The organism is Bradyrhizobium altum (genome assembly GCF_020889705.1).
GTDB lineage: Bacteria > Pseudomonadota > Alphaproteobacteria > Rhizobiales > Xanthobacteraceae > Bradyrhizobium > Bradyrhizobium altum.
In genome coordinates this window covers 1-23,877 of record NZ_JACMYP010000140.1, presented here as the reverse complement: position 1 = coordinate 23,877, position 23,877 = coordinate 1, and the positions used below count along the sequence as shown (strand labels likewise).

Here is a 23,877-nt window from a genome sequence, read left to right as displayed (position 1 = left end):
TGTCCTCGACTATCTCGCCCACTCCTTTCCGGTCCAGCTTTACGAGCCCTTCACCGACTCGGAAGGCAACCTCTGCTCCCGGCCTGTGTATCGCGATGGCCAACCGGTCGAGAGCCGGGAAGCCGTTGCACGACGCGACCGCCTCATCGAGAAGCTCGCCTCGCTGCCGCCGGTACCTGGCGCATTGGACCAGGTCGTTCAGCGCTTTGGCACCGACATGGTCGCGGAAGTGACCGGTCGCTCGCGCCGCATCGTTCGCAAGGGCGACCGGCTGGTGGTCGAAAATCGAGCCGGTTCGGCCAATCTCGCCGAGACCTCGGCTTTCATGGACGACGTCAAGCGCATCCTTGTGTTCTCCGACGCCGGTGGCACGGGGCGGAGCTACCATGCCGAACTGTCGGCGCGGAATCGCCGGTTGCGCGTCCACTACCTGCTCGAGCCCGGCTGGAAAGCCGACGCCGCGATCCAGGGCCTCGGCCGCACAAACCGGACCAACCAGGCTCAGCCGCCCCTGTTTCGTCCCATCGCCACCGATGTGAAGGCGGAAAAGCGCTTTCTCAGCACCATTGCCCGCCGGCTTGATACGCTAGGCGCCATCACCCGCGGCCAGCGCCAGACCGGAGGGCAGGGCCTGTTTCGGCCCGAGGATAATCTCGAAAGCCAGTACGGGCGCGATGCGTTGCGCCAACTCTACATCTTGCTCGCGCGAGGCAAGGTCGGCGGCTGCTCGCTTGGGAGGTTCGAGGATGCGACCGGTCTGAAGCTCATGGATGCCAATGGGCTCAGGGATGACCTGCCGCCGATCACGACCTTTCTGAACAGGTTATTGGCGCTCACCATCGACCTCCAGAATGTGCTGTTCACCGCCTTCGAGCAGCTCTTGACCGCTCGGATCGAAGGCGCGGTTGCATCCGGCACCTACGATGTGGGGTTGGAAACCCTCCGTGCCGAGAGCTTTGTCGTCACCGACCGGCGGACGATCTATGACCATCCGGGCACCGGCGCCGAGACCCGGCTGCTCACGGTCACCCAGCGCCAGCGCAATCATCCGGTGAGTCTGGATGACGCTCTTGCTCGTCTTTCCGATCGTCAGGCCGTCCTGCTCGTCAATGAGCGCTCGGGACGAGCCGCCGTGCAGGTTTCCGCGGCGAGCGTCATGCTCGATGACGGCGAGATCGAGCGGCGCGTCCGTCTGATCCGGCCGATGGATCAGCACACGGTCCCCTTGACCACCATGACCGAAAGTCATTGGGACGAAGCGGATCGTGAACGCTTTGCCTCGACCTGGCTGGCGGAGCTTGCCGAGGTGCCCGAGTTCACGGAAAGCACGATCCACGTCGTGGCGGGCTTGCTGCTCCCCATCTGGAAGCGGCTACCGAACGAATCGACCCGCGTCTATCGGCTTCAGACCGATACAGGCGAACGCGTCATCGGCCGCAGGGTTTCGGCCGCGTGGGTCGCAAGCGTCCTTGCGACGGACGCGCCTGCGCTGACACCGGGCGCTGCCTTTGCCGCGTTGATGGAGGGACGGACCGTCCTCGATCTTGCGGAGGGCCTCCAGCTTCGCCGCGCCCGGGTGATGGGCGCGTATCGCATCGAGCTGTCGGGATTCAACGACACGATGCGCGATCGCCTCCGTGCTTACGGCCTCTTTGGGGAAATCATCTCCTGGAAGCTGCGCATGTTTGTACCCACGGACACGAGCGGCATCGAGGTCCTGTCGAGGGTGCTCGACACCTATCCGGTTACGGGCGTCAGTGAGCGGGAGGCCGCGTGATGTCCGGCGATGTGTCCGAGCTCGCACGCCGCCTCGCGCGCGAGGCCGAAGCTGTGTGCCGACACTATCTCCCCAATGGTAAGCGGGCGGGGCGGTACTGGGTGGTTGGCGACGTCCACAACACCCCGGGCCGCTCGTTATTTGTGCGGCTCCAGGAATCGTCGAAAGGCCCCGCCGGCAAATGGACCGATGCCGCGACCGGGGAGCATGGCGATCTCCTCGACATCATCCGCGAAAGCCTTGCCTTGCGAGACTTCCGCGAGCTCGCCAAGGAGGCGAGGCGCTTTCTGAAGCTGCCTCGTCCGGAGCCGCAACTGGTCTCGAAACCTGTTCGTTCATCAGCGTTGGCCGGATCGCAAGAGGCGGCTCGTCGGCTCTTTGCTATATCCGGTCCGATCGAAGGGACAGTCGTTGAAACGTATTTGCAGCGTCGCGGAATAGCCCGCATCCACCATGGTGGCAGCCTCCGCTTCCACCCACGTTGCTACTACCGACCGGACGAGCATTTGCCGACTGAAACCTGGCCCGCGATGATAGGCTCTGTCACGGACCTCGAAGGACGCATCACCGGCGTGCATCGCACCTGGCTCGATCCAGACGGTTTTGATCGCGTGCGGCTCGGCAAGGCTCCGATTGACACGCCACGACGGGCCATGGGCGACCTGCTTGGTAACGCCGTTCGGTTCGGCGTCGTCGATGATGTGCTCGCTGCCGGCGAGGGAATCGAGACCATGCTGTCCCTGCGCTACGTACTGCCGACCTTGCCCATGACCGCTGCGCTTTCCGCCAATCACCTCGCAGCCATGTTGCTGCCGTCTGGCCTGCGTCGGCTCTATATCGCCCGTGACGCAGATGCCGCCGGAGATGCCGTACAGGCTATTCTCGCCCAGCGCGCAGAAGCCGCCGGCATTGAAGCGATCGCATTGTCGCCCCGGCTGGCCGATTTCAACGAAGATCTGGACATTTTCGGCCTTGAGGCCCTGCGAGCAGCGTTGCTACTTCAACTCGTACCGGAGGACGTCGTCCGTTTCCTGCATTCGTCGATGGCAAGCGCGGACTAGTCCCGGCAATTCGATGGGCGTCGACAGGTCGGTCGCGGTGCGGCCACTGCCGGAAGAGGACGCGACCACGGCCTTCTAGAGGGCGATCGGACGGCAAGCGGCTCGGGCCGGCAATGGCTACGTCCGGCTATTTTCCGCCGCGCGCCGGCGACGAGAAGGCATATTAGCCGTCGGGCGAGCGCGCTTTGCATCGCGAAGCAAAATAGCCGGCCTTCGCCATCCTCCGCTGCCGCTTCGGCCCTCCGCTTCCGCCTACGCCCTCCGGGCTTCGGCGGACAAGCCGCTCCGGGTTCTGGCCCGTTCCGCTCGCCGTCTGAGTGATCGCCACGAAGGCCGCGATGGTCGCGGCCGATCCGGCAAAGGATCGCCTCCATGACCGACTACGATGACATCGAACTGCCGCACGCCACATCTCCCACCGACCAGGTTCTCAGCGAATTGCAGCTCTTCGGTTACCGCCCCTTCGACGACCAGCCCGATCCACGGCTGCTTCCCGAGGGCAGGACCATTGCCGGTGCCGTCGCTGACATCTTCGATGCCCTGGTCGCCACGTTGAGCGACACGCGGCTCGAGCCGGACCTCGACGATCTGCTCTGGTCGACTGTCAACCTGTTCCATCGTGCCGTCGACCGCATCGGTCGCCAACTCGACGACAACGAACAGGCGCAACAGAAGAGTCAGCGCGAGCAGGACGGTTCCGAAGTTCGATCCGTCGAACTCGAACGCATCACGGGGGAAGGCATCACGCTGATTGAGCGCCGCAACTGCCTGGAGCTCTTCCGTGACCAGGCCATAGAGCGCTTCGAGACCCACACCGGCTCATTCTGGCGCCCCCGGTCGGGATCGCTAGTGAACCATCGTACGCTGACCGCAGCGATGATCGACTCCCGCGACTTCGTCGCGGCCAAGCGCCGCGCCGAGACCGAGGTCATGCTGCCCGCTGGGCCGAAGATCGCGCTCACCGGAGGGCTCGACTTCAACGACCACCACCTCATTTGGGATCGTCTCGACAAGGTTCATGCCAAGCATCCCGACATGGTCCTGCTCCATGGCGGCTCCCCGAAGGGTGCCGAACTGATCGCATCCAAATGGGCGACGATCCGCAAGGTGCCTCAGATCGCCTTCAGGCCTGATTGGACGAAACATGCCAAGGCGGCGCCCTTCAAGCGCAACGATGCCATGCTCGAACTCCTGCCGATCGGCGTCATGCACTTCCCGGGCACGGGAATCCAGGACAACCTCGCCGACAAGGCGAAGCGGCTCGGCATCCCAGTCTGGAGGTTCGGCGGCGCGTGAGCGCCGTCTTCTCGACTGAAGTCTTCGAGGCGAAATTGCTCACGCCGCAACTCCGCCTCGTTTCGGTCCCAAATCCAGAGTTGCGCCGTGGTGGTGGTGGAAGGCGCAACTGGACATCTATGCACATGGAGCCACCACATGCTCGCTATTGGGCTTATTCTCAACACACTCGGCATCGGCCTATTCTGCTGGGCGATTTTCGCGCTCGCTGTGTATGCCCTGCCGTTTTTCGTCGCACTGAGTCTCGGAATGATGGCGTTACAGAGCGGCGCCGGCCTCATTGGCGCGCTGCTCGTCGCAACGGCCGGCGGAGCGCTGACGCTCGTCCTCGGCCAGGTCGCCGTCGCTGTTACTCGATCCTTGGCCTTGCGCATCGCGATCGCGACAGCATTCGCCGTTCCCGCCGCCGTCGCCGGCTATCATGCGGTGTTCGCCGTGTCCTATATCGGGGTGCCTTCGCTGGCCTGGCGTGACGTCTTCGCTTGCTTCGGCGCAGTCTGCATTGGCGTTACGTCATGGGCGCGCTTGATGGTTTTGGCGAAGACCAACCGTTCGAGCCGGGCGAGGTGGTGGAGAACCCGTCCTAACCAGTTCTTACGGCCGCATGGCCTAGCGGACCGTTTTCCGCCTTCATCGTCGAACAGGTGTGCGTAGATCGGCGCGGTCAATGGGGATGATCGAAACCTGAGCGCGGGAGAAGCAGTCCTCTTCGGAACCCCTCGATCAAGCTGCCCGCGTTCGGTCTGGCCCACGCAGCCGCGGCAGAGCGATGTTACGTCGATCGGTTCTTGGGAGACGATGCCGCCCTTTGCAGGAGATTGTTTCTCTTTCCGCGCCGAATCGTTCCGACCTCTTGTTCATCAAAACCGAGATAGCCACGCTTCTCCAGAGATCGTGGTTCAGCACGCGGACGCACGTGGCCTCGTTGATGGCTTGATCTGGCCGAAGACCGGCTTCGCCTCGATCGTCTGAGCCGCAACGCCGTTGATGCGACTTTCTTCCCCTGGGCTTCGCCCATTCCTCGCGAGACAAGAAAGTCGCCACAACGACGTCCTCCGCTGCGCTCCGGCCCGAGCGGGTGCGTCGCCGATCGTCCTCGGCCCTAGATCGCCATCGAGGCCGCGGTGGTCGCGGGCTCGAAACACAACAGGAGAAGTGACATGGCTAACATCGGTTCTTTCAAGAAAGTCGGCAATGATTTCCAGGGCGAGATCGTCACCCTGAGCCTCCAAGCCAAGGGCGTCCGCATCGTCGCCGAGACCAACCGCTCCAACGACAACGCTCCCAGCCACCGCATCTACGTGGGTCGCGCGGAGATCGGCGCAGCCTGGTCGAAGCGTTCCGAGGAAGGCCGCGACTACCTCTCGCTCAAGCTCGACGACCCCTCGTTCAACGCGCCGATCTACGCGAACCTGTTCGATGACGAAGGCGGAGAGGGCTACACCCTTCTGTGGTCGCGGCCGCGCAAGACCGGCGAGTAAGGGCGCCCCATCAAGCCCCGTCCGACCAAATCGGGCGGGGTTTCTTCAAAGCCTACAGGCCACTTCGCAGCTGCCTGGCCCATCCGCGAAACTGCGCTCTGTCTCTCGGAGGTCCGCTCATCGCGACAGAGCGGACCAGATTTGCTCAATCTGAGTTTTTCGCATTGTGACCCCTTGCAGACTTCCTCGCCGTAAAGGGAACGTGAGCGACAGTTACGGGGCATTCCTGCCGGTTATGATTCCCTAAAAACTTGCGATTGGACGCTGGTTCAGTGCGCGAGCTATTCCCCATCGTGAAGCACGGCTGCAAAACCTGATGGCATCGATCCATCGCCGCATGCTTCGTATGGGAGGAAACACGTGTCATCTCACGCCCAGGTGGAGAGCGGCGCGCACGCGTCCGGGTCGCTGGAGGCGATCCTGAAGGCCATCGGCGTTCCCCTCGCCGTCATCGTCGCAGCCGCGATCTGGTTTGCGCCGACACCCGCCGATCTGTCGTTGCAGGGCCACAAGGCGATGGCGCTGTTCGGCGGCATCTTCGTGCTGTACCTGACCGAAGCGATTCCGCTCGCGATTGCGAGCCTGATGGTAATCCCGCTCGCGGTTCTTTCAGGCACGGCCAACCTACGCACCGCGCTCGACGGCTTCTCGGCTTCTCCGGTCTATCTGATCGTCGGCGCCTTCATACTCGCGACTGCCATGGTGAAGACCCGGCTTGCCGAGCGCATCACCTACATCATTCTCGCAAAGTTCGGCAGCGCGCCGGCGCGAATTACGCTCGGCATCACGCTGATCAACGTCGCGCTCGCCTTTCTCGTTCCATCCTCGACCGCGCGCACCGCGATCCTGCTGCCGGAATGCCTCAGCATCCTGACCATCTTCGGCGTCGCCGCGCGTTCGCCGTTCGCGATCAACCTACTGCTGACGCTGACGATGACGAATGCGACCATCGGCGCCGGCGTCCTGACGGCGACAGTGCCCAATCCCGTGACGGTCGAGTTCATCGCCAAAGCCAGCGGACACACCATCACCTATGCCGAGTGGCTGCTCTATGGGTTTCCGCCGGCGCTTGTGATGACCTTCTTCACCTGGTGGCTGATCCAGCGGGTGTTTCCGCCGGAGTTCACTTCCGGCCATGAGAAGGTCGAGGCGCGGATTTCGCAAAACCTCGCCTCGATGGGCCGGATGTCATCCGCCGAATGGCGCGCGCTGATCGTGTTCGTGCTGGTGACGTGTCTGTGGGCGACACAGGGTCTGACTGGGCTCGACACCACGGTGGTCTGCCTGATGGGCGCCTGCCTGCTGTTCCTGCCGCGCTTCGGCGTGATGGACTGGAGCGACGCCAACAAGGGCGTTTCCTGGCAAGTGCTCTTGATTGCGGGCGGCGGCGTTTCGCTCGGCGACATCCTGCTCAAGACCGGCGCCGCCAACTGGCTCGCGAATTCGATCTTCCATGCGCTCGGTCTCGCCGGCGCATCGGCACTGGTCGTGATCGTGGTGGTGATGTTGATCGTACAGCTCATGCACGTGATCTTCGTCGGCACCACGGCCATGGCGACGAGCCTGTTGCCGATCATCCTGGCGATGGCCGGCACCGCAGGCGTCAATCCGGTCGCGCTGGCGCTGCCTGCCGGCATGATCATCGGCGGCTATCCGCTCTTGATGTTCTACAACACGCTGCCGAGTATCCTCGTCTACGGAACCGGCCGGCTGCGCGTCGGTGATTTTCCCAAGGTCGGCATCATTGCTTGCCTTGTCGCCTGTCTGATTTACGCCTTGTGCGCCGCGACCTGGTGGCACTGGCTCGGCCTCGTCTGACATCAAACACTATCCGGAGAAACTTTATGGCACTGCCACTCGCCGGCATTCGCGTCCTCGATCTGTCCAACGTCCTCGCCGGTCCGTTCTGCGGCTATCACCTCGCGCGCCTCGGCGCCGAAGTGATCAAGGTCGAGAATCCCAAGGGCGGCGATCTGGCACGCCGGCTCGGCGCCGATCCCGCGATGGCCAAGAAACTGATGGGCCTGTCGTTCGTCGCCGTGAATGCCGACAAGCAATCGGTCGCGATCGACCTCAAGGCCGACGACGGCAAGGAGATCTTTCTCCGCCTAGTCGAACAGGCCGACGTCGTGTTGGAGAATTTTCGTCCCAAAGTGATGGAGCGCTTGGGGCTTGGTTACGACGTATTGGCCAAGCGCAACCCGCGCATCGTCTATTGCGCGATCTCGGGATTCGGACAGGACGGCCCTTGGGCGGACCGGCCGGCATACGATCAGATCGTGCAAGGATTGTCCGGCGTCATGAGCGTCACAGGCAATGCCGAGACCGCGCCGCTGCGTACGGGATTTCCGATCGCTGACACCATCGCAGGCCTCACCGCCTCGTTCGCCATTGCCGCAGCGCTGGTCGAACAACGGCAGACCGGTCACGGCCGGCGTATCGACGTGTCGCTGCTCGAAGCGACGCTGGCGGCGATGGGCTGGGTGGTCTCGAACCATCTCAACGCCAATGTCGATCCGCAGCCGATCGGCAACGAGAATTTCACTGCGGCGCCATCGGGCACGTTTGCGACGGGTTTCGGCCCGCTGAACATCGCCGCCAATGAACAGAAGCAATACGAGGCGCTCTGCGACATCGTCGGCAAGCCCGAGCTGAAAGCCGATCCGCGCTTTCGCGAACGCCAGTCGCGCAAGGATCACCGCGCGGCCCTGAAGCAGGAACTCGAAGTGGCCCTTGCCGCCAAGCCGGCCGTCGAATGGGAGGCGCTGTTCAACGCCAAGGGCGTTCCGGCCGGTTGTGTGCTGAGCGTGCCCGAGGTGCTGAGGGAGCAGCAGGTCACCGGCCGCAAGTTCGTCGAAAGCCTGAAGGCCAAGGTGACCGGAGGCCAGACTATGCGCGTCACGCGGCCGGGCTTCCGCCTTGAAACAGATTATCCCGAACCATCGCCGCCGCCGAGTCTCGGCCAGGATACCGTGAAATGGCTCCGGCAGATCGGCTTCAAGGACGCCGAGATCGAAACCTTTGGTCAGCGCGGCGTCATCGCCTTCGACAACCAGCCGACGGTCAAGGAGACCGCCAAGATGCCAGACCTGAAGGCGCGCGCCGAAACGTCGAGCACCTGAGAGAGGAGATAGGCCATGACCGATCAAACCGCCGCGGAAGTTCTGCAAAAGGCCACCCAATGGTGGTCGACCGACATCATCGACATGAAACCCGGCATCATCCGGTTTCGAGGTTTCCCGATTGAGCAATTGATCGGCGGGGTGTCGTTTCCGCAAATGATCTGGCTGATGCTGAAAGGCGATCTGCCGTCTGCCGAACAAGGCGCGCTGCTGGAAGCTGCATTGGTCTCGGCCGTTGACCACGGACCACAGGCGCCATCGATCGCGATCGGACGGATGGCCGTAACCTGCGGCCTGCCGCTCAACGGCGCGATGGCATCCGCCATCAACGTGCTCGACGACGTCCATGGCGGCGCCGGCGAGCAATGCATGGAGCTCTATGCTGACATCGCCGCCCGCCAGGATGCGGGCGCGACACTTGACGTGGCCTTCGAGCAGGGCCTCGACGCTTTCAACGCAGCAAATGGCAAGATCGTGCCCGGCTTCGGCCATCGCTTTCACCCGATCGATCCGCGCTCGCCGCGGCTACTCGAACTGGTCGACGGTGCACGAAAGAACAAGGTCGTGTCAGGACGCTTCGCCGACATCGGCCGGGGTCTCGAAGACCTGATGCAGCGGCGCAAGGGCCGCAAGATCCCGATGAACATCGACGGCGCCACCGCCGTCATCTACTCCGAGCTCGGCTTCTCGCCGGCGCTCGGCCGCGGCCTGTTCATTCTGTCACGTTCGGTCGGCATCCTCGCGCATGCTTGGGAACAGTCGCAGCAGGGTGGACGTATCAAGGGACCGATGCCGCCCGGCATTCCCTACCGCTACACCGGGCAGGCGCCGCGGGATTTCGTGAAATGATCCAGCCGCAGCCTTCCGGGATGAGCAACTATCTGGCGGTACGGCCGGACTGGCTGGCGCGCGTCGTCGAGGAAGCGCTGGAGCCAGAGCTTCCGATCATCGACGCCCATCATCATCTCTGGGACCGTCCGGACTGGAAATACCTGTTCGGCGAATACAACGCAGATATTGCCGCCGGCGGACACAACATTACGGCCAGCGTCTTCATGCAGTGCCAGGCAATGTACCGCAGAGACGGTCCGGCCGAGATGCGGGTCGTCGGCGAGACCGAATTCGTCAACGGCGTCGCTGCGATGAGCGCGAGCGGCAATTACGGCCCGCGGCGTCTCTGTGCGGGTATCGTCGGTCATGCCGACCTGCGGCTTGGCGACGGTGTCGCCGCGGTCCTGGAGGCGCATGTTGCCGCCGCTCCCGATCGCTTCCGCGGCATCCGGCACATCACCGTCTGGGATGCCGACCGCAGCCTGATGAATCCGCTCAGCGCCGGTCCGCCCGGCCTGTTGCGCGATGAAACATTCTGCAAGGGGTTTGCGCGACTCGCGCCGCTCGGCCTTGTCTTCGATGCCTGGCTATTTCATCCGCAAATTCCCGAGCTGACCGAACTCGCCCAGGCGTTTCCGCAAACCACAATCGTGCTTGATCATCTCGGCGGCATCGTCGGGATCGGCGCCTACAAGGATCGCCGCGACGAAATTTTCGCCGGCTGGTCGCGCTCAATCCGCAGCCTCGCCACTTGCGATAATGTTTGCGTCAAGCTCGGCGGGCTTGGCATGCGCATCAACGGCTTCGGTTTCGAAACACAAGACGCGCCGCCGAGTTCCGAAACTCTCGCTGAAACGTGGCGGCCCTACATCGAAACCTGCATCGAGGCGTTCGGGCCGCAGCGATGCATGTTCGAGAGCAATTTCCCGGTCGACAAGGGATCCTACAGGTACGGAACGGTCTGGAACGCATTCAAGCGCCTGACCCGTCATGCCGGCGACAGCGAGCGCGCCAGTTTGTTCAGTGCGACTGCCGCACGCGTTTATGGGCTCGCTCCGCTCGACTGACGATGACTCCAGGCATCGGGGCTTCGGTCTTGTCCGGCAGCGTGACCTGATCGAGGAAGTCCCGGCCCTTCGCCTTGAGCAGCGCGACGACGCGCTGCGCCGCCGGGGAGAGATAGCCGTCGCGGCGGGTGACGAAGCCGAGCGGCCGTCGCATCGTGGTGGCATCGATCATCAGCTGGTCGAGCTGGCTGCCGAGCCGCAGCGGATGCAGGTTCCGGGTCGAGGTGAAGCTCAACAGCGCCGTATCGGCGATCAGTTTTGGCAATGTCGTGATCGAGTTGGTTTCGATCTGGACCGCCGGCAACGGCAGTCCATGAGCCTCGAACACGCTGTCGATCCATTGGCGCATCGCGACGCTGCGCGCCGGCAACACCCATTTCGAGCTGGTGAGATCCTCGATCGTGAGCGGCTTGCCGCACAGCGGATGATTTTTTGCCGCGACGACGACGACTTCGTCGATGCCGAAGGCTTCGTGGCGGAACTCCTGCTCGTCCGACGGCAGCACCGGACCTATCGCGAGATCGAGCGCGCGCTCGCGCAGCGCGGTGCGCAGCACGCCGCTCATCCCGATCTGGATTTCGATCGTCAATCCCGGCGCGTCGCCGATGATGGCCCGGCAAATTTGCGGCAGCAGGTATTCGCCCATCGTCGCGCCGCAGCCGATCGCGACGTGGCCGGCGGCCCCGGCGGCGAAATCCGTCACTTCCCGCAGCGACTCCTCCATCGCCTCGCGCATGCGCCGGGCCCGGGACAGCAGGATTTCGCCGACCCGCGTCAGCGTGATGCCGCGCCCGGTCCGCTCGAACAAGTCGGCGCCGACCATCTCCTCGAGCCGCTGGATGCATTTCGTCAGCGCAGGCTGGGTGCGGCCCAGTTTGTCGGCAGCCCGGCCCATGTGACCTAGATCGGCGATCACCTCGAAATAAGCGAGGTCGCGTAGGTCCATTACTTCCTCCCGGTTATCGATCCTTGAAAATTAGCGATTGGACCCTTGTCGGCACCGTCTGGCATCTTGAGCCTAACACGGCTGGTCCCGCCCGGAAATCGAGGCTGGAGACACTGGCCCATGACCGGGAGGACGACGAGATGACCGATGTCACGGCCAATGCATCTTGCGGCGGCGCCGATTCGGGGCTGGTGGCGAGCGCCGTTTCCAAGAACACCTGGCGCCTGGTGCCGCTGCTAGGTCTCGCTTACCTCTTCAACTATCTCGACCGCACCAGCGTCGGCTTTGCTGCGCTGCAGATGAACAAGGCCATCGGTCTCAGCGCCACGCAGTTCGGCTGGGGCGCCGGAATCCTGTTCTTCAGCTACTGCCTGCTCGAAGTTCCCAGCAACATGATGATGTACCGGTTCGGCGCCCGGCGCTGGCTCGCGCGCATCATGATCACCTGGGGCCTGGCAGCGGCGGCGACTGCCTTCGCCGTGGGGCCGTACAGCTTTTATGTGATCCGCTTCCTACTTGGCGTGTTCGAAGCCGGCTTCTTTCCCGGCGTGATCTGGTACATCTCGATCTGGTTTCCGGCAAAGTACCGCACCAGCGTGCTCGCCCTGTTCATGGCATCGACACCCCTGTCCTCGCTGCTCGGCAGCCCGATTTCGGCGGCGCTCCTCGGAATGGACGGACTGTGGGGCCTCGCCGGATGGCAGTGGATGTTTCTGATCGAAGGCCTGCCGGCGTGCGTGCTTGGTGTCCTCTGCCTCGTCCTGCTCGCCGACACGCCAGATCAGGCCAAGTGGCTGACCACCGAAGAACGCCAGGCCCTGCTCGACGAACTCGCCAGCGACAAGCACGACAAGCCCAAGAAGGACCTGTGGGCGGCGATGAAGGACACGCGGGTGCTGATGCTGACCGCCATCACCTTCGCCTTCACCATCGGCTCCTACGGCATCGGAATCTGGCTGCCGCTGATCCTAAAGAACCATGGCCTGACGAACATGGAAGTCGGATGGCTGACCGCGGTGCCCTATCTGTTCGCCACTATTGGCATGCTGTTCTGGGCGCGGCTTGTCGATCGCAGCGGCCAAAAGATCTACAACCTGATGGCGGCCCTGATCCTCGGCGCGTTGGGGCTCGCACTGTCGGTCGTTTTCACCTCGCTGTTCCCGGCGCTGACCTGCCTGACCCTGGCATTGATCGGCACGATCTCCGCGCGGACGGTGTTCTACACCATTCCTCAAGGCTTCCTGACAGGCGCCGCGGCGCCGGCGGGATCGCATTCATCAACTCGGTCGGCGCGTTCGGTGGCTTCGTCGGCCCGTATATGGTCGGCTTCCTGAAGGACGCGACCGGTTCGTTCGATGCCGGCATGATCGGAATGGCCGTGATCTTGATCGTCGCTACCGGTATCGCCTTTGCTTTCAAGGTGGTGACGCAGAAGAGCTGAAGGAGACTCGACCGCGCTCCGCACGAAATGCGGCCCATCCCTCACGGTCAGGTTGGTCTCAACTATGGGACACAATTCAGCAGTCATGCTCAAACGAATTGACCCGCGCTGAGTCCGGATCTGGCCCTTCAGCGACCTCGGGAGAGTCCGCTTTCCCGCCGCTCTTAGGGATTGAGCAGACATCAGGCGGCCAGCAACTTAATGAGTACACAGCCGTGCAGCGATTATTTGCTCTTAGGGCTGGGACGAATCCGTTTCCGGCCCTTGGCTAATGGCTTTGGCGTGGCGGCTCCCTTGGGCGGTTCAAGAAAGAATTCTGAGAGCCGAACACCTAGCGTCTCGGCGAGTCGCTCGAGCAGATCAATGGTTGGATTTTCGGTTTGTCGCTCCAAGCCGCTCATATATGAACGATCAATCTCAGCATCATATGCCAGTTGCTCTTGCGGAATACCGCGAGCGACGCGGATTCGGCGGACGTTCCAGGCCACAAGCGCACGAGCTTTCATGCGCAAAAGCAGCCATCGTGTAGACCATCAAACCACTGGCTATAACCGATCTATTCAGATACTTTGATCCTGGATTTCCATCGAATGCTACGAATAGATATGAATGGACCGCCAGTAGATCCTGACGTCGCGAATGTCGCGCCGAACGAGCCGGCGCTGACGGCGTATGACGAACAGCATGTCGTCACGTACATTCGCCTTCTGCAGGCCGAAGGTGAGGGGGCGGACTGGTGCGAAGTGGCTCGAGTAGTCTTGCATATGGACCCCGAGCGAGAGCCGGATCGTGCGCAGCGCGCATATCAGAGTCATCTTGCGCGTGCCAAATGGGTAACTGAACAGGGCCGCCTATTACGTGGCACTGGCTCCAAATAGGAGAAAATCGCCGCCTGGTGACGTGAAGGCAGAACTATTTTCTTTTGCTGACGGGTGGTCATGCCGGTGCACCACGTGGTGCCAAACTAGGGTCTTCCTACAACCGCCTCGTTCATACCTATTGCGCCGCAATCCTTGTTAGCTGCGTGCAATGGGGCGGAAGCAATGCCTGAATTCGACTGGCGGTCGCCGGAATCCTACAAGAGCCTACAAGACGCGGAAGTCACCGGCATCGCCTGGGAATGTCTCCGCCGCAACGCCGACTATCGGCGGGAGTCCGAGGTGATGATTGCCAACAGTCCGAGCGGCGAAGTGACTGACGAATTCAGGAGGAAATGGGGTATCTGCTTTCGCCCATGACCCGCAGAGGTCCTTCGACGAGCAGACGATCTTTTGGGCGCCTGAGGTTCTAGCGGCGGTCGTTCCAGTTAAGGTTGCCTGGGCCGCAGATCGCAGTTCAGCGTCTCAACCGCTGCTTGACCTTGCAGCAGGGCAGGTGCGGCGCGCCGCCGACGGCTGGCACGCCGTGCTGCGCATCGGTGCGGTGGATCACCGTGTCTGGTCCAAGGACCCGCCGGTGCTTGGCGCGTCATATACAGCCGAACTGCCATTTGGCTGCGATTTCGAAGCGCGCGCATATGCAGCTCGACGGCTGTGGCGCGCGATGAATGGACGCGTGCCGGGTCCGGCATTTCACACGCTATCCGAACAACGGCGCGAACGTCTGAGCGCCGCGATCCGCGCGCTAGATGCGCATGGCGCCGGCGGCAGTTATCGCGTTATCGCCGAAGCGCTGTTCGGCAAAAAGCGCATCCCCGATCGCGCCTGGAAGACACATGATCTGCGCAATCGAACAATCCGCTTGGTGCAAGGCGGCCTCGCGTTGATGCGCGGTGGCTACCGCAAACTCCTGCGGCCCGGGCGCAAGGACGAGTAGCACAGTCCCCAAGGGTGCCGAAAATCGTGCCCCCAACATTCGGCATCCCCCTCCGAGATATTGCTCCTCCATGATGACCGCACACACGCCGGCCTAGCCAAGCTTAGTGCGCTGTCCTCTTGGAGTTCTCAAATGCCCGATCCGATGGCCGGTCTTCCCCCGCGATTCCTACGTACACCTGAGGCCGCGCGCTATCTTGGCCTGTCCGGTCGCACGCTCGAGAAGCACCGCACGTACGGTACTGGACCGACGTATCGGAAGATCGGCGGACGTGTTGTCTACGCCGTCGATGACCTGAAAGCGTGGGCCGACTGGGGCGCCAAGACGTCGACGTCCGACCCCGGCAAGGGAACGGTGCTGCCGGCCAAGAAGCATCCCGCGCTACGCCCGTATGCGGGCCAGGAACGTCGCTGATTGCCGCGTAAGAGCAGTGACCATGCGGCGCAAGCACCGTTCCGAGCGCGATCAGCTTGAGCTCTTCCGGGCGTTGCCCGGCGATCTCGCGCCGCGCGACGCGCAGGATCTGATGGCCTATCCCTTCTTTTCGCTCGCCAAGACCAAGCGGATCGTGCCGATCGATTTCCGTGCTGGCGCGATCGCGATACGTGTCGAAGCCGTGCCGGAACACGGCATGGCGACCATCTGGGATGCAGACGTTCTGATCTGGGCCGCGTCCCAGATCGTCGAAGCCCGTGACGCAGGTCTGAAGACCTCGCGCTTGATGGCTGCAACGCCTTACGAGATATTGACGTTCGTGGGCCGCGGCACCAGCGCACGTGACTATGACCGCCTGAAGGCTGGTCTCGACAGACTTCAGTCAACGACCGTGCTGACGTCGATCCGTCAGCCGACAGAACGGCGAGGGCACCGCTTCTCCTGGATCAACGAATGGAAGGAGACGGCCGATGCAAACGGTCGGCCATTTGGGATCGAGTTGATCCTGCCGGATTGGTTCTATGCCGGCGTCATCGATGACGCGCTCGTGCTCACGATCGATCGCGCCTATTTCGAGCTCACGGGCGGGCTTGAGCGGTGGCTTTATCGTCTTGTCCGCAAGCATGGTGGGCGCCAGGACGGCGGCTGGAGCTTTGACCTTGTGCACCTCCATGCCAAGTCCGGCATCATTTCGCCGCTCAAGCACTTTGCTTACGACGTGCGTCAGATCGTCCAGCGCCAGACATTGCCCGGCTATCAGCTCGTGCTCACGCGAGACCGGAACGGCAGCGAGCGGCTGAACTTCGCTCCTCAGCCTGTTGATCCCCTAACGGCACGCCTGCGCCGGCGCGGTCTCATTCCAAATTCGGAGGACAATCTGTGAATCAGCTCGTGCTATCGGGGACCGTAACTCTCGTGCTATCGGGGACCCGATCCTCGTGCTATCGGGGACCGGAATCGAGCTTAAGAGCTTGTTTCTCCGTGCTTTCCAGCCGCTCTAACTTTACTAACAGGAAATCCTTCGGATTTCTTCTAACGGAGCAGGCCGAAAGCCGCGTTGGCGGCGCCCGGAAACGGCAGTCCGACAGGCCAGCCTGCCCTTGCAGGCCATACACACTCTCCACCGAGCCCCAAGCTCACGGCTGCCAGCTCCAGCGTCAGGGAGCCGCCGCATGAGCGATCTCACGGAAGTGGAAGTGTTGTGGCTCGAGAAGCGTATCGAAAACCGCATTCGGTTCGGTCGTATCGTCAACGAACGCAAGCTTGATCGTCATCGGCGCGTCCTGGCATTTGCGCCCGGCAGCATCTTTGCCTTCGTCCGATGGACCTCCAACGACTTCGGCACGATCATTTCGCGGATCGACATCTTGCGCTCAGCCGCTCCGGGACAGCGCTGCTCGACCGTCCCTTATGTGACACCCGGCGGAGAGATTTTGCTGCGCCTGTCAGGTTGGCCGAAGGTCGAGCGTGTGCTGCAGATGATCGATGCCGTTGAGGCGCTCGGCATCGATCCAGCTGATGTCGCGCCTGATCATTGGCATCACGTTCATAACCGCCTGTCCGTCAACGAAAACCCGCGCCCGTATACGAAAGCACGCCATCAGGCCTGGCTTCACCGTCAGAGGACAATGCGATGACGGGCCGCATGAAGACGCTGACCGCGACGTTTGGGGTGGCTGCTGCGCTCGTCGCGACGATCGTCCTGGAGCCGCTTCCGCTTTACATCTGGAATGCTTCCGCGAGCGTGCCGATCGGTCTCTACCGCCTCCGACGGGCGGACCAATTCCAAGTCACTGAATTGGTCGCCGTGCAGCCGCCTGAGCCGCTCGCGGCCTTCCTCGACCTTAACGGCTATTTGCCCATTGGCGTTCCCATGCTGAAGCGCGTGCTCGCGCTTCAGGGGCAGAGTGTTTGTAGAATCGGCCTCACGATCTCGGTCGACGACGTCGCGGTGGGCGAGGCGAAGGATCACGACAGACGCGGCAAGCCGCTGCCGAAATGGCAGGGCTGCCGCGTCGTCGGCGATGGCGAGCTGTTTCTGATGAACTGGCAGTCGGACGACTCTCTTGATGGCCGGTATTTTGGATTTCTTCCGGCATCTAGCGTGATCGGCCGTGCGATGCCGGTGTGGACCTGGGAGGAGTGAGCGTGCGTATTCGACGTGTTCTACTCGCCGGTTCCTTGTTCGATCGATTGCGAGATCATTCCTCCGTCTCGGTCGATGTCTGCAAGGCCCTCGGTAGCCCGACCGCATGCTCGGATCGGTTGGGCACACGCGTTTGTGCTGCCGTGCCCCTGATGCTTCTCCTGACCGCGTTCGACAGTGCTGCTTTGGCCCAGAGCGGATCAGCCGCCAAGCCGGCGATCAGTCAGACCGCTCACCCATTTGCCGGCTTCATCAATGAAGCCTCACAACGCTTTGCGATTGCGCCGAACTGGATCCGATCAGTCCAAAGCATCGAGAGTGCTGGTGACGTGCAGGCCAGATCGGCAAAAGGCGCAATGGGCCTGATGCAAATCATGCCGGCGACTTGGGCGGAACTTCGCGAGCGCTATAAACTCGGCAACGATCCCTACGACCCGCACGACAACATTCTGGCCGGCACGGCCTATCTGCGCGAACTGCTCGATCGGTATGGCTCGCCTGGCGTGTTTGCCGCGTACAACGCGGGACCATCTCGCTATGAAGAGCATCTCGCAGGCGGCTCTTTGCCGGACGAGACGCGAGCATACGTCGCAAAGCTTGCAAATCTGCTTGCCATCGAACTGCCGCCGAGGTGGGCGTCCAGCGGACAGTCATCAGCAGCCGCGACGCTGTTCGTCACGCGATCCGATCTTGTGAAAACGCGCGATCGGTTGCTGGCGCTCATGCCGTCGAGCGGTGTCACGACCGCAATCTCGGCGCCCGATGTTTCGCCCATGGTCCCCCGGCCCATTGGCGTGTTCGTCCCTCGATCGGATTCGGGAGCATCGCAATGACCAAGTGTGCGGGTTCGCGAGCTGAAGGCGTATGGGCGATGCCTTCGGCCCGCGCTCTACTCGTCGCTTCGCTCCTCACCGAGCCACCCTTCGGGTGTCTCGGCCCTTCGGGTAACGATCGCTATCGCAAGCGCTCGGAAGCAGTAGGGGCTTCGCGAGCTGGCTGCCAAGTCGCGGCGGCACTTTCGGGAACCGGCGACCGGGAGACCACGACGGCAGGAAGGCGAGATAAAAGGGGCTCGCCGGTCGAACCGCAAGCCATTGGCATGGCTTGGGTTCTGGCGTGCCAGTCGGTCGGAGCGCGTGCCGCGCCGTGCATTTTGACGAATGTTTTCAAAGGCGTTCTCGGCACCGTGTGGGCGTTTGATCGTTGGGAGGCCCTGCAGTGAGTGTGGGAGACAGCGATCTGCGTATTCGGCCCGGACGGATCCGCGGCACCCGCGCGCCGAAGCCCAAGAGCTTCATCAACCAGGTGCTGAGGGCAGCGAAGAAAGCAGGACACACCTCGGGGCAGACCGCCGCGGGCAGGCGTTCTGCGGTCCATGGACGCTCGACGTTTGGCCGCGGCCGCGTCGCCTTTAGCCGCGCCAGATTGTTCAGCCCTACGCGGCGCGTTGTGGTGAAGGCGCGTGTGGTTCGTCATAAAGGGCGAGCCTTCTGTTCAGCACCACTGACCGCCCACCTCTCATATCTGAAGCGCGACGGCGTGACCCGAAGTGGTGAGCGGGCCGAGATGTTCGGTGCCGGCGGTGACCGCGCCGATAGCACGGCTTTCGCAGAACGGTGCGAGGACGACCGGCATCATTTCAGGTTCATCGTCTCGCCTGAGGACGCCGGCGACATGACAGACCTCAAGGCCTTCACCCGCGATCTCGCCAAGCAGATGGAGACCGATCTCGGCACGCGGCTCGATTGGATGGCTGTGGATCATTGGAATACCGACAACCCTCACGTCCATCTTCTCGTTCGGGGCGTCGACGAGGAAGGGGCGGATCTCGTGATCTCCCGCGACTACATCAGCCAGGGCCTGCGCTCACGCGCCGAGGAACTGGTCGCCATCGAACTGGGTCCAAAACCAGAGCACGAGATCCGCAATTCGCTGGAGAGGGAGGCCACGGCGGACCGATGGACGCGGCTCGATCGCGAAATCCGGCTGGCGGCCGATGAGACCGGCACTATTGATCTTCGCCCAGAGAATCCCGGCAAGTGCGATCCCGAAATCCGGCGCCTGATGGTCGGCCGTCTTCAGCACCTGGAGAAGATGGGCCTTGCCGCATCCGCTGCACCAGGAGAGTGGATGGTCGGGCTCGAGGCCGAGCGCAGCTTGCGCGACCTCGGGATGCGGGGCGACATCATCAAGACCATGCACCGCGCCTTTACCGATCGTGGGGAAGCGCGCGGCGTTGCCGACTACGTCATCGAAGGCGCACAGCCGTCGGCCCAGATTATCGGACGATTGGTCGACCGCGGGCTCCATGACGAATTGACTGGCGTGGCCTACGCCCTGATCGATGGAACTGACGGACGGTCGCACCACGTGCGCTTCCGAGGCGTCGAGGCCTTCGAACATGCTCCGGCGGCCGGCGGCATCGTCGAAGTCCGACGCTTCGGTCAAGCCGGCGATCCGCGGCCGACCGTGGTGCTCGCGACCCGCTCCGATTTCGATCTTGCGGAGCAAGTCACCGCGAAGGGCGCGACCTGGCTCGACCACAGGCTGGTCGAACGCGACCCTATGCCGCTCGCCGTGGGCGGCTTCGGCCGCGAGACCCGAGACGCCATGGAAGCCCGTACCGAGCATCTGATCCAGCAGGGCCTGGCGCGGCGGCAGGGCCAACGCATCATCCTGCAGCGCGACCTCCTGAACACCTTGCGCCGGCGCGAGCTGGACGAGGTGGCCGCAAAGGTCTCGGCCGACACCCGCCTGCCTCATGTGAACGCCGCCTCTGGAGAGCATGTGGCGGGCACCTATCGCGAGCGGCTGACGCTCACCTCTGGACGTTTCGCCATGATCGATAATGGGCTGGGCTTCCAGCTCGTGCCCTGGTCGCGCGAGCTCGAAAAGAGGCTCGGTCAACACGTCACCGGCGTCGTGAAGGACGGCGGTGGCATCGAATGGGGCTTTGGTCGGAAGCGCGACCTCGGCCTCTAGCTAATTGAGTTGTGGAAGGGCGTTCGCGATGTCCGGAACCAAAATCCTCTGGGGACAGGTGATTGTGGTCGGCTTGATCGTTTTGCTGGCGATCTGGGGAGCGACCGAGTGGACGGCTTGGCGGCTCGCCTGGCAACCGGAACTCGGGCGCTCCTGGTTCGAACTGTCGGGTTGGAAATTTTACTACCCACCGATCTTCTTCTGGTGGTGGTTCGTCTACGACGCCTATGCACCTCAAATCTTTGTCGAGGGGGCCTTTATCGCAGCGTCGGGGACCTTCGTTTCGATCGCAGTGGCGATCGGCATGTCGGTGTGGCGGGCGCGTGAAGCCAAGAATGTCGAGACCTATGGTTCGGCGCGCTGGGCTGGTCTGGAGGAGGTGAGGGCGGCTGGACTTCTCAGCCCGGATGGTGTGGTGCTCGGTAAACTCGATCGCGACTACCTCCGCCATGACGGACCGGAACATGTGTTGTGTTTTGCACCAACCCGATCCGGCAAAGGCGTCGGTCTTGTCGTCCCCTCCCTGTTGGTTTGGCCCGGCTCAGCCATCGTGCACGACATCAAGGGTGAGAACTGGCAATTGACCGCCGGCTTCCGTTCGCGGCATGGCCGCGTTCTGCTATTCGACCCGACCAACCCAAAGTCCTCAGCTTACAATCCGCTGCTCGAGGTCCGGCGTGGGGAATGGGAGGTTCGCGATGTCCAGAACGTGGCCGATGTCCTGGTCGACCCCGAAGGCTCGCTCGACAAGCGGAACCACTGGGAGAAGACCAGTCATTCGCTCCTGGTCGGCGCCATCCTCCATGTCCTCTATGCCGAGGCAGACAAGACCTTGGCTGGTGTGGCCGGCTTCCTGTCCGATCCGAAGCGGCCGATCGATGCGACGCTGAAGGCGATGATGACCGCGCCGCATCTCGGCGAGCAGGGCGCCCATCCCGTGGTCGCCTCGACCGCGCGTGAACTTCTCAACAAATCCGAGAATGAACGCTCCGGCGTTCTTTCCACCGCGATGTCGTTCCTCGGGCTATACCGTGATCCCGTCGTGGCCCAGGTGACCTGCCGCTGCGACTGGCGGATCGCCGATCTGATCGCAGATAGCCGCCCGACGACGCTTTATCTCGTGGTGCCGCCCTCCGATATCTCGCGGACTAAACCATTGATCCGCTTGGTGCTGAACCAGATCGGCCGGCGCTTGACCGAGGATCTGCATGCCCGCGACCGCCGGCATCGCGTTCTGATGATGCTCGACGAGTTTCCCGCACTTGGGCGGCTTGACTTCTTCGAGTCCGCGCTGGCCTTCATGGCGGGGTACGGCATCAAGAGCTTTTTGATCGCGCAATCCCTCAATCAGATTGAGAAGGCCTACGGGCCCAACAATGCGATCCTCGACAACTGCCACGTCCGCGTCAGCTTTGCGACCAATGACGAGCGGACCGCCAAGCGTGTTTCCGACGCGTTGGGGACTGCGACGGAGATGCGTGCGATGAAGAATTACGCCGGTCATAGATTGAACCCGTGGCTGGGGCACCTGATGGTCTCGCGTCAGGAGACGGCAAGGCCGCTTTTGACCCCGGGCGAAGTCATGCAGCTTCCGCCGATCGACGAGATCGTCATGGTGGCGGGCACGCCGCCGATCCGGGCGAAGAAGGCCCGCTACTACGAGGATCGGCGGTTCACCGAGCGCGTTCTGCCGCCGCCAGATCCGGCAAGCGTCGGCCGATCGTCGCGAACGGACGGATGGTCAGCGCTCGGACCGCTGAAGCCGACGGGAGGTCCAACTGACAAAGCCGCGGAGGCCGAGGAAGACAAGGCGAACAGCGGGCTCCGTCGCGAGCCCGAACTCCCCGATCACGTCGCAATCGCTAGGGAGACGACCGAACCGACGCCGGCAGAGGAATTTGCCGCCGTTCTTGACGATGACGAGGATGCGGTCCGTCAGTCCCGGCTCATACGCCAACAGATGCGCAGTGTCGTCCGTCAAGTCGCCATGGACCCGAATGACGGGATGGACCTGTGAGGCAATATGCGCGACAGGATGAACGTCTATTTTCCGCCAGAGCTTCTGAAACAGATCTCGGAGCTCGCCGATCGCAAGAAGCTTTCCCGGTCAGCGATCGTGGAAGCTGCGGTCGCCTCCTTTCTTTCGCCCGACGGAGTGGACAGGCGGGAAGCGGCGTTCGCCCGACGCCTCGATCGGCTGTCGCGTCAGATGCAGAGGCTGGAGCGCGACGTTGGGTTGACGGCGGAGACCTTGGCCCTCTTCATTCGCTTCTGGTTGACGATCACACCGCCGCTTCCCAACGACGCGCAGGCGGCCGCGCAGGCAAAGGGTCGGGAGCGCTTTGAAGGATTTGTCGAGGCGCTCGGGCGCCGTTTGCAGAAGGGGCAAAGCTTTCTGCGCGAGATACCAGAAGATATCCGCCGTCAGGAATCGGCCGAAGAAACCTGATTGAATCCTGTAGAAAGACGAATTCGCCGGTCCTTCTTTTTCTACGCCAGCCTACGACCGCAGCGATTTAGCCGAACTGACAAAAGCTGGACGCGCTATCGGCTCGAGCGAGCTGAGAGCAAAGGGGCCAGCATGCAAATCTTAACAGCATGGCGTCGAATCGCGCGCGTCTTTCTCCCTTTTGTAGCTGGGTACTATCTCTCATATCTGTTTCGAACGATCAACGCTCTGATCGCCAGCCATCTCAGTTCGGACACCGGGCTTGGGACTGCCGACCTCGGGTTGCTTACGTCAGTCTATTTCCTTGTTTTCGCGGCCGCTCAGATCCCCGTCGGTATATTGTTGGACCACTTTGGTCCGCGCCGCGTCCAGAGTGTTCTGCTCTTGCTCGCAGCAGCGGGCGCCGGACTGTTCGCGATATCGACCAGTTTCCTGTCACTTTTGATCGCGCGTGCAATGATCGGGCTTGGTGTCGCGGCGGCGCTCACGGCAGGACTCAAGTCCATCGTCCTTTGGTTCCCCAAGGAGAGAGTTGCGTTGCTGAACGGCTACATGATCATGCTGGGGTCGCTAGGAGCGGTGACCGCCACGGCTCCCGTCGAATACCTGCTCGCCTGGATGGGCTGGCGGCAGCTATTTGAAATCATGGCAGTCGCGACCGGTACGACAGCCATTCTCATCTACCTCGTGGTGCCTGAACGAAGCGTGGCCCCATCAACAGCGGCCACTACCCTGAGCTCCGTTTTCAGCGATCGACGCTTTTGGCGAATGGCCCCGTTGTCGGCGACTTGCGTTGGATCGTCCTGGTCCCTGCAGGGATTGTGGGCATCGCCGTGGCTGACAGACGTCGAGGGGCTTGATCGCGCAAGTCTCGTCAGACAGCTCTTCATAATGTCGATCATGCTTAGCGGCGGTGCCTGGTTGTTCGGCATGACGGTCCATCACATCAAACGAAGGGGAATCGGCGCGGAGACGATGATAGCAATCGTTGCAGTCTTGTTTATCGCGGCCGAGCTGGCGTTGCTCCT

The 23,877-nt window shown here is 62.6% G+C and carries 25 protein-coding genes; 23 read left to right on the top strand and 2 right to left on the bottom strand.

The annotated features are described in order from the left end of the window. From H8B02_RS28675 to H8B02_RS28635, 9 genes are all read left to right on the top strand, one after another. Window positions 1-1,777, top strand: a 1,777-nt coding sequence (locus H8B02_RS28675) for a strawberry notch C-terminal domain-containing protein (protein ID WP_229169322.1), incomplete at its 5' end; no start/stop codon positions are given. After that, complete coding sequence (locus tag H8B02_RS28670; RefSeq protein ID WP_229169321.1) at window positions 1,777-2,838, top strand: DUF7146 domain-containing protein; 1,062 nt, start codon at window positions 1,777-1,779, stop codon at window positions 2,836-2,838. The genes H8B02_RS28675 and H8B02_RS28670, both read left to right, overlap by 1 nt. A gap of 372 nt (window positions 2,839-3,210) precedes the next feature. Then, on the top strand, window positions 3,211-4,134 hold the full coding sequence (locus H8B02_RS28665; protein ID WP_229169320.1) for a DUF2493 domain-containing protein: 924 nt from the start codon (window positions 3,211-3,213) through the stop codon (window positions 4,132-4,134). 138 nt (window positions 4,135-4,272) lie between these two features. After that, a complete protein-coding gene (locus H8B02_RS28660) occupies window positions 4,273-4,788 on the top strand; it encodes a hypothetical protein (protein ID WP_229169319.1) in 516 nt (171 codons plus the stop codon). 506 nt (window positions 4,789-5,294) lie between these two features. After that, the gene (locus tag H8B02_RS28655) at window positions 5,295-5,615 is read left to right on the top strand and encodes a DUF736 domain-containing protein (RefSeq protein ID WP_018457399.1); all 321 of its coding nucleotides are present in this window, start codon (window positions 5,295-5,297) and stop codon (window positions 5,613-5,615) included. A 360-nt stretch (window positions 5,616-5,975) separates the two neighbouring features. Next, window positions 5,976-7,433 carry an SLC13 family permease gene (locus tag H8B02_RS28650; RefSeq protein WP_229169318.1) on the top strand — a complete coding sequence of 486 codons (1,458 nt, stop codon included), beginning with the start codon at window positions 5,976-5,978 and terminating at the stop codon, window positions 7,431-7,433. A 26-nt stretch (window positions 7,434-7,459) separates the two neighbouring features. Beyond that, window positions 7,460-8,737 (top strand): CaiB/BaiF CoA transferase family protein, encoded by a 1,278-nt coding sequence (locus H8B02_RS28645; protein WP_229169317.1) that lies wholly within the window; start codon window positions 7,460-7,462, stop codon window positions 8,735-8,737. A 15-nt stretch (window positions 8,738-8,752) separates the two neighbouring features. After that, complete coding sequence (locus tag H8B02_RS28640; RefSeq protein ID WP_229169316.1) at window positions 8,753-9,586, top strand: citryl-CoA lyase; 834 nt, start codon at window positions 8,753-8,755, stop codon at window positions 9,584-9,586. Further along, window positions 9,583-10,635 carry an amidohydrolase family protein gene (locus tag H8B02_RS28635; RefSeq protein WP_229169315.1) on the top strand — a complete coding sequence of 351 codons (1,053 nt, stop codon included), beginning with the start codon at window positions 9,583-9,585 and terminating at the stop codon, window positions 10,633-10,635. Before H8B02_RS28640 ends, H8B02_RS28635 begins: the two co-directional genes overlap by 4 nt. Here the strand turns inward: H8B02_RS28635 and H8B02_RS28630 are convergent. Further along, window positions 10,589-11,581, bottom strand: a complete 993-nt coding sequence (locus H8B02_RS28630; RefSeq protein WP_229169314.1) for a LysR family transcriptional regulator — start codon at window positions 11,579-11,581, stop codon at window positions 10,589-10,591. The genes H8B02_RS28635 and H8B02_RS28630 overlap by 47 nt on opposite strands. A 140-nt stretch (window positions 11,582-11,721) precedes the next feature. Here H8B02_RS28630 and H8B02_RS28625 point away from each other — a divergent pair, with 140 nt between their 5' ends. Together H8B02_RS28625 and H8B02_RS48150 are read left to right on the top strand one after the other, a co-directional pair. Further along, a complete protein-coding gene (locus H8B02_RS28625) occupies window positions 11,722-12,915 on the top strand; it encodes an MFS transporter (RefSeq protein ID WP_229169313.1) in 1,194 nt (397 codons plus the stop codon). Further along, a complete protein-coding gene (locus H8B02_RS48150) occupies window positions 12,900-13,022 on the top strand; it encodes a hypothetical protein (RefSeq protein ID WP_283842252.1) in 123 nt (40 codons plus the stop codon). The genes H8B02_RS28625 and H8B02_RS48150 overlap by 16 nt, the downstream gene beginning before the upstream one ends. A 224-nt stretch (window positions 13,023-13,246) precedes the next feature. On the opposite strand, the gene H8B02_RS28620 is transcribed toward H8B02_RS48150, so the two are convergent. After that, complete coding sequence (locus tag H8B02_RS28620; protein ID WP_229169312.1) at window positions 13,247-13,528, bottom strand: helix-turn-helix domain-containing protein; 282 nt, start codon at window positions 13,526-13,528, stop codon at window positions 13,247-13,249. Window positions 13,529-13,627: 99 nt separating this feature from the next. On the opposite strand from H8B02_RS28620, the gene H8B02_RS28615 reads away from it, so the two are divergent. From H8B02_RS28615 to H8B02_RS28560, 12 genes are all read left to right on the top strand, one after another. Beyond that, entirely contained in the window at window positions 13,628-13,900 is a 273-nt protein-coding gene (locus tag H8B02_RS28615; RefSeq protein ID WP_229169324.1) for a DUF2285 domain-containing protein, read from the top strand. A 165-nt stretch (window positions 13,901-14,065) separates the two neighbouring features. Next, window positions 14,066-14,260 carry a transcriptional regulator domain-containing protein gene (locus tag H8B02_RS28610; RefSeq protein WP_229169311.1) on the top strand — a complete coding sequence of 65 codons (195 nt, stop codon included), beginning with the start codon at window positions 14,066-14,068 and terminating at the stop codon, window positions 14,258-14,260. Window positions 14,261-14,396: 136 nt separating this feature from the next. Beyond that, window positions 14,397-14,837, top strand: a complete 441-nt coding sequence (locus H8B02_RS28605; protein WP_312001304.1) for a DUF2285 domain-containing protein — start codon at window positions 14,397-14,399, stop codon at window positions 14,835-14,837. A 132-nt stretch (window positions 14,838-14,969) separates the two neighbouring features. Beyond that, a complete protein-coding gene (locus tag H8B02_RS28600; RefSeq protein WP_229169310.1) occupies window positions 14,970-15,251 on the top strand; it encodes a helix-turn-helix transcriptional regulator in 282 nt (93 codons plus the stop codon). 22 nt (window positions 15,252-15,273) lie between these two features. Then, a complete protein-coding gene (locus tag H8B02_RS28595) occupies window positions 15,274-16,155 on the top strand; it encodes a replication initiator protein A (protein ID WP_229169309.1) in 882 nt (293 codons plus the stop codon). 289 nt (window positions 16,156-16,444) lie between these two features. After that, the gene (locus tag H8B02_RS28590) at window positions 16,445-16,909 is read left to right on the top strand and encodes a DUF2840 domain-containing protein (RefSeq protein ID WP_229169308.1); all 465 of its coding nucleotides are present in this window, start codon (window positions 16,445-16,447) and stop codon (window positions 16,907-16,909) included. Beyond that, window positions 16,906-17,418, top strand: a complete 513-nt coding sequence (locus tag H8B02_RS28585; protein ID WP_229169307.1) for a S26 family signal peptidase — start codon at window positions 16,906-16,908, stop codon at window positions 17,416-17,418. The genes H8B02_RS28590 and H8B02_RS28585 overlap by 4 nt, the downstream gene beginning before the upstream one ends. A 2-nt stretch (window positions 17,419-17,420) precedes the next feature. Continuing rightward, window positions 17,421-18,251 (top strand): lytic transglycosylase domain-containing protein, encoded by an 831-nt coding sequence (locus H8B02_RS28580; RefSeq protein ID WP_229169306.1) that lies wholly within the window; start codon window positions 17,421-17,423, stop codon window positions 18,249-18,251. A gap of 385 nt (window positions 18,252-18,636) precedes the next feature. Continuing rightward, complete coding sequence (locus tag H8B02_RS28575; protein ID WP_229169305.1) at window positions 18,637-20,400, top strand: relaxase/mobilization nuclease domain-containing protein; 1,764 nt, start codon at window positions 18,637-18,639, stop codon at window positions 20,398-20,400. 28 nt (window positions 20,401-20,428) lie between these two features. Further along, a complete protein-coding gene (locus tag H8B02_RS28570) occupies window positions 20,429-22,417 on the top strand; it encodes a conjugal transfer protein TraG (protein ID WP_229169304.1) in 1,989 nt (662 codons plus the stop codon). A gap of 6 nt (window positions 22,418-22,423) precedes the next feature. After that, on the top strand, window positions 22,424-22,849 hold the full coding sequence (locus H8B02_RS28565; RefSeq protein WP_229169303.1) for a ribbon-helix-helix domain-containing protein: 426 nt from the start codon (window positions 22,424-22,426) through the stop codon (window positions 22,847-22,849). A gap of 132 nt (window positions 22,850-22,981) precedes the next feature. Further along, window positions 22,982-23,877 (top strand): MFS transporter (locus tag H8B02_RS28560; protein WP_229169302.1); only part of this gene is annotated, 896 nt, incomplete at its 3' end.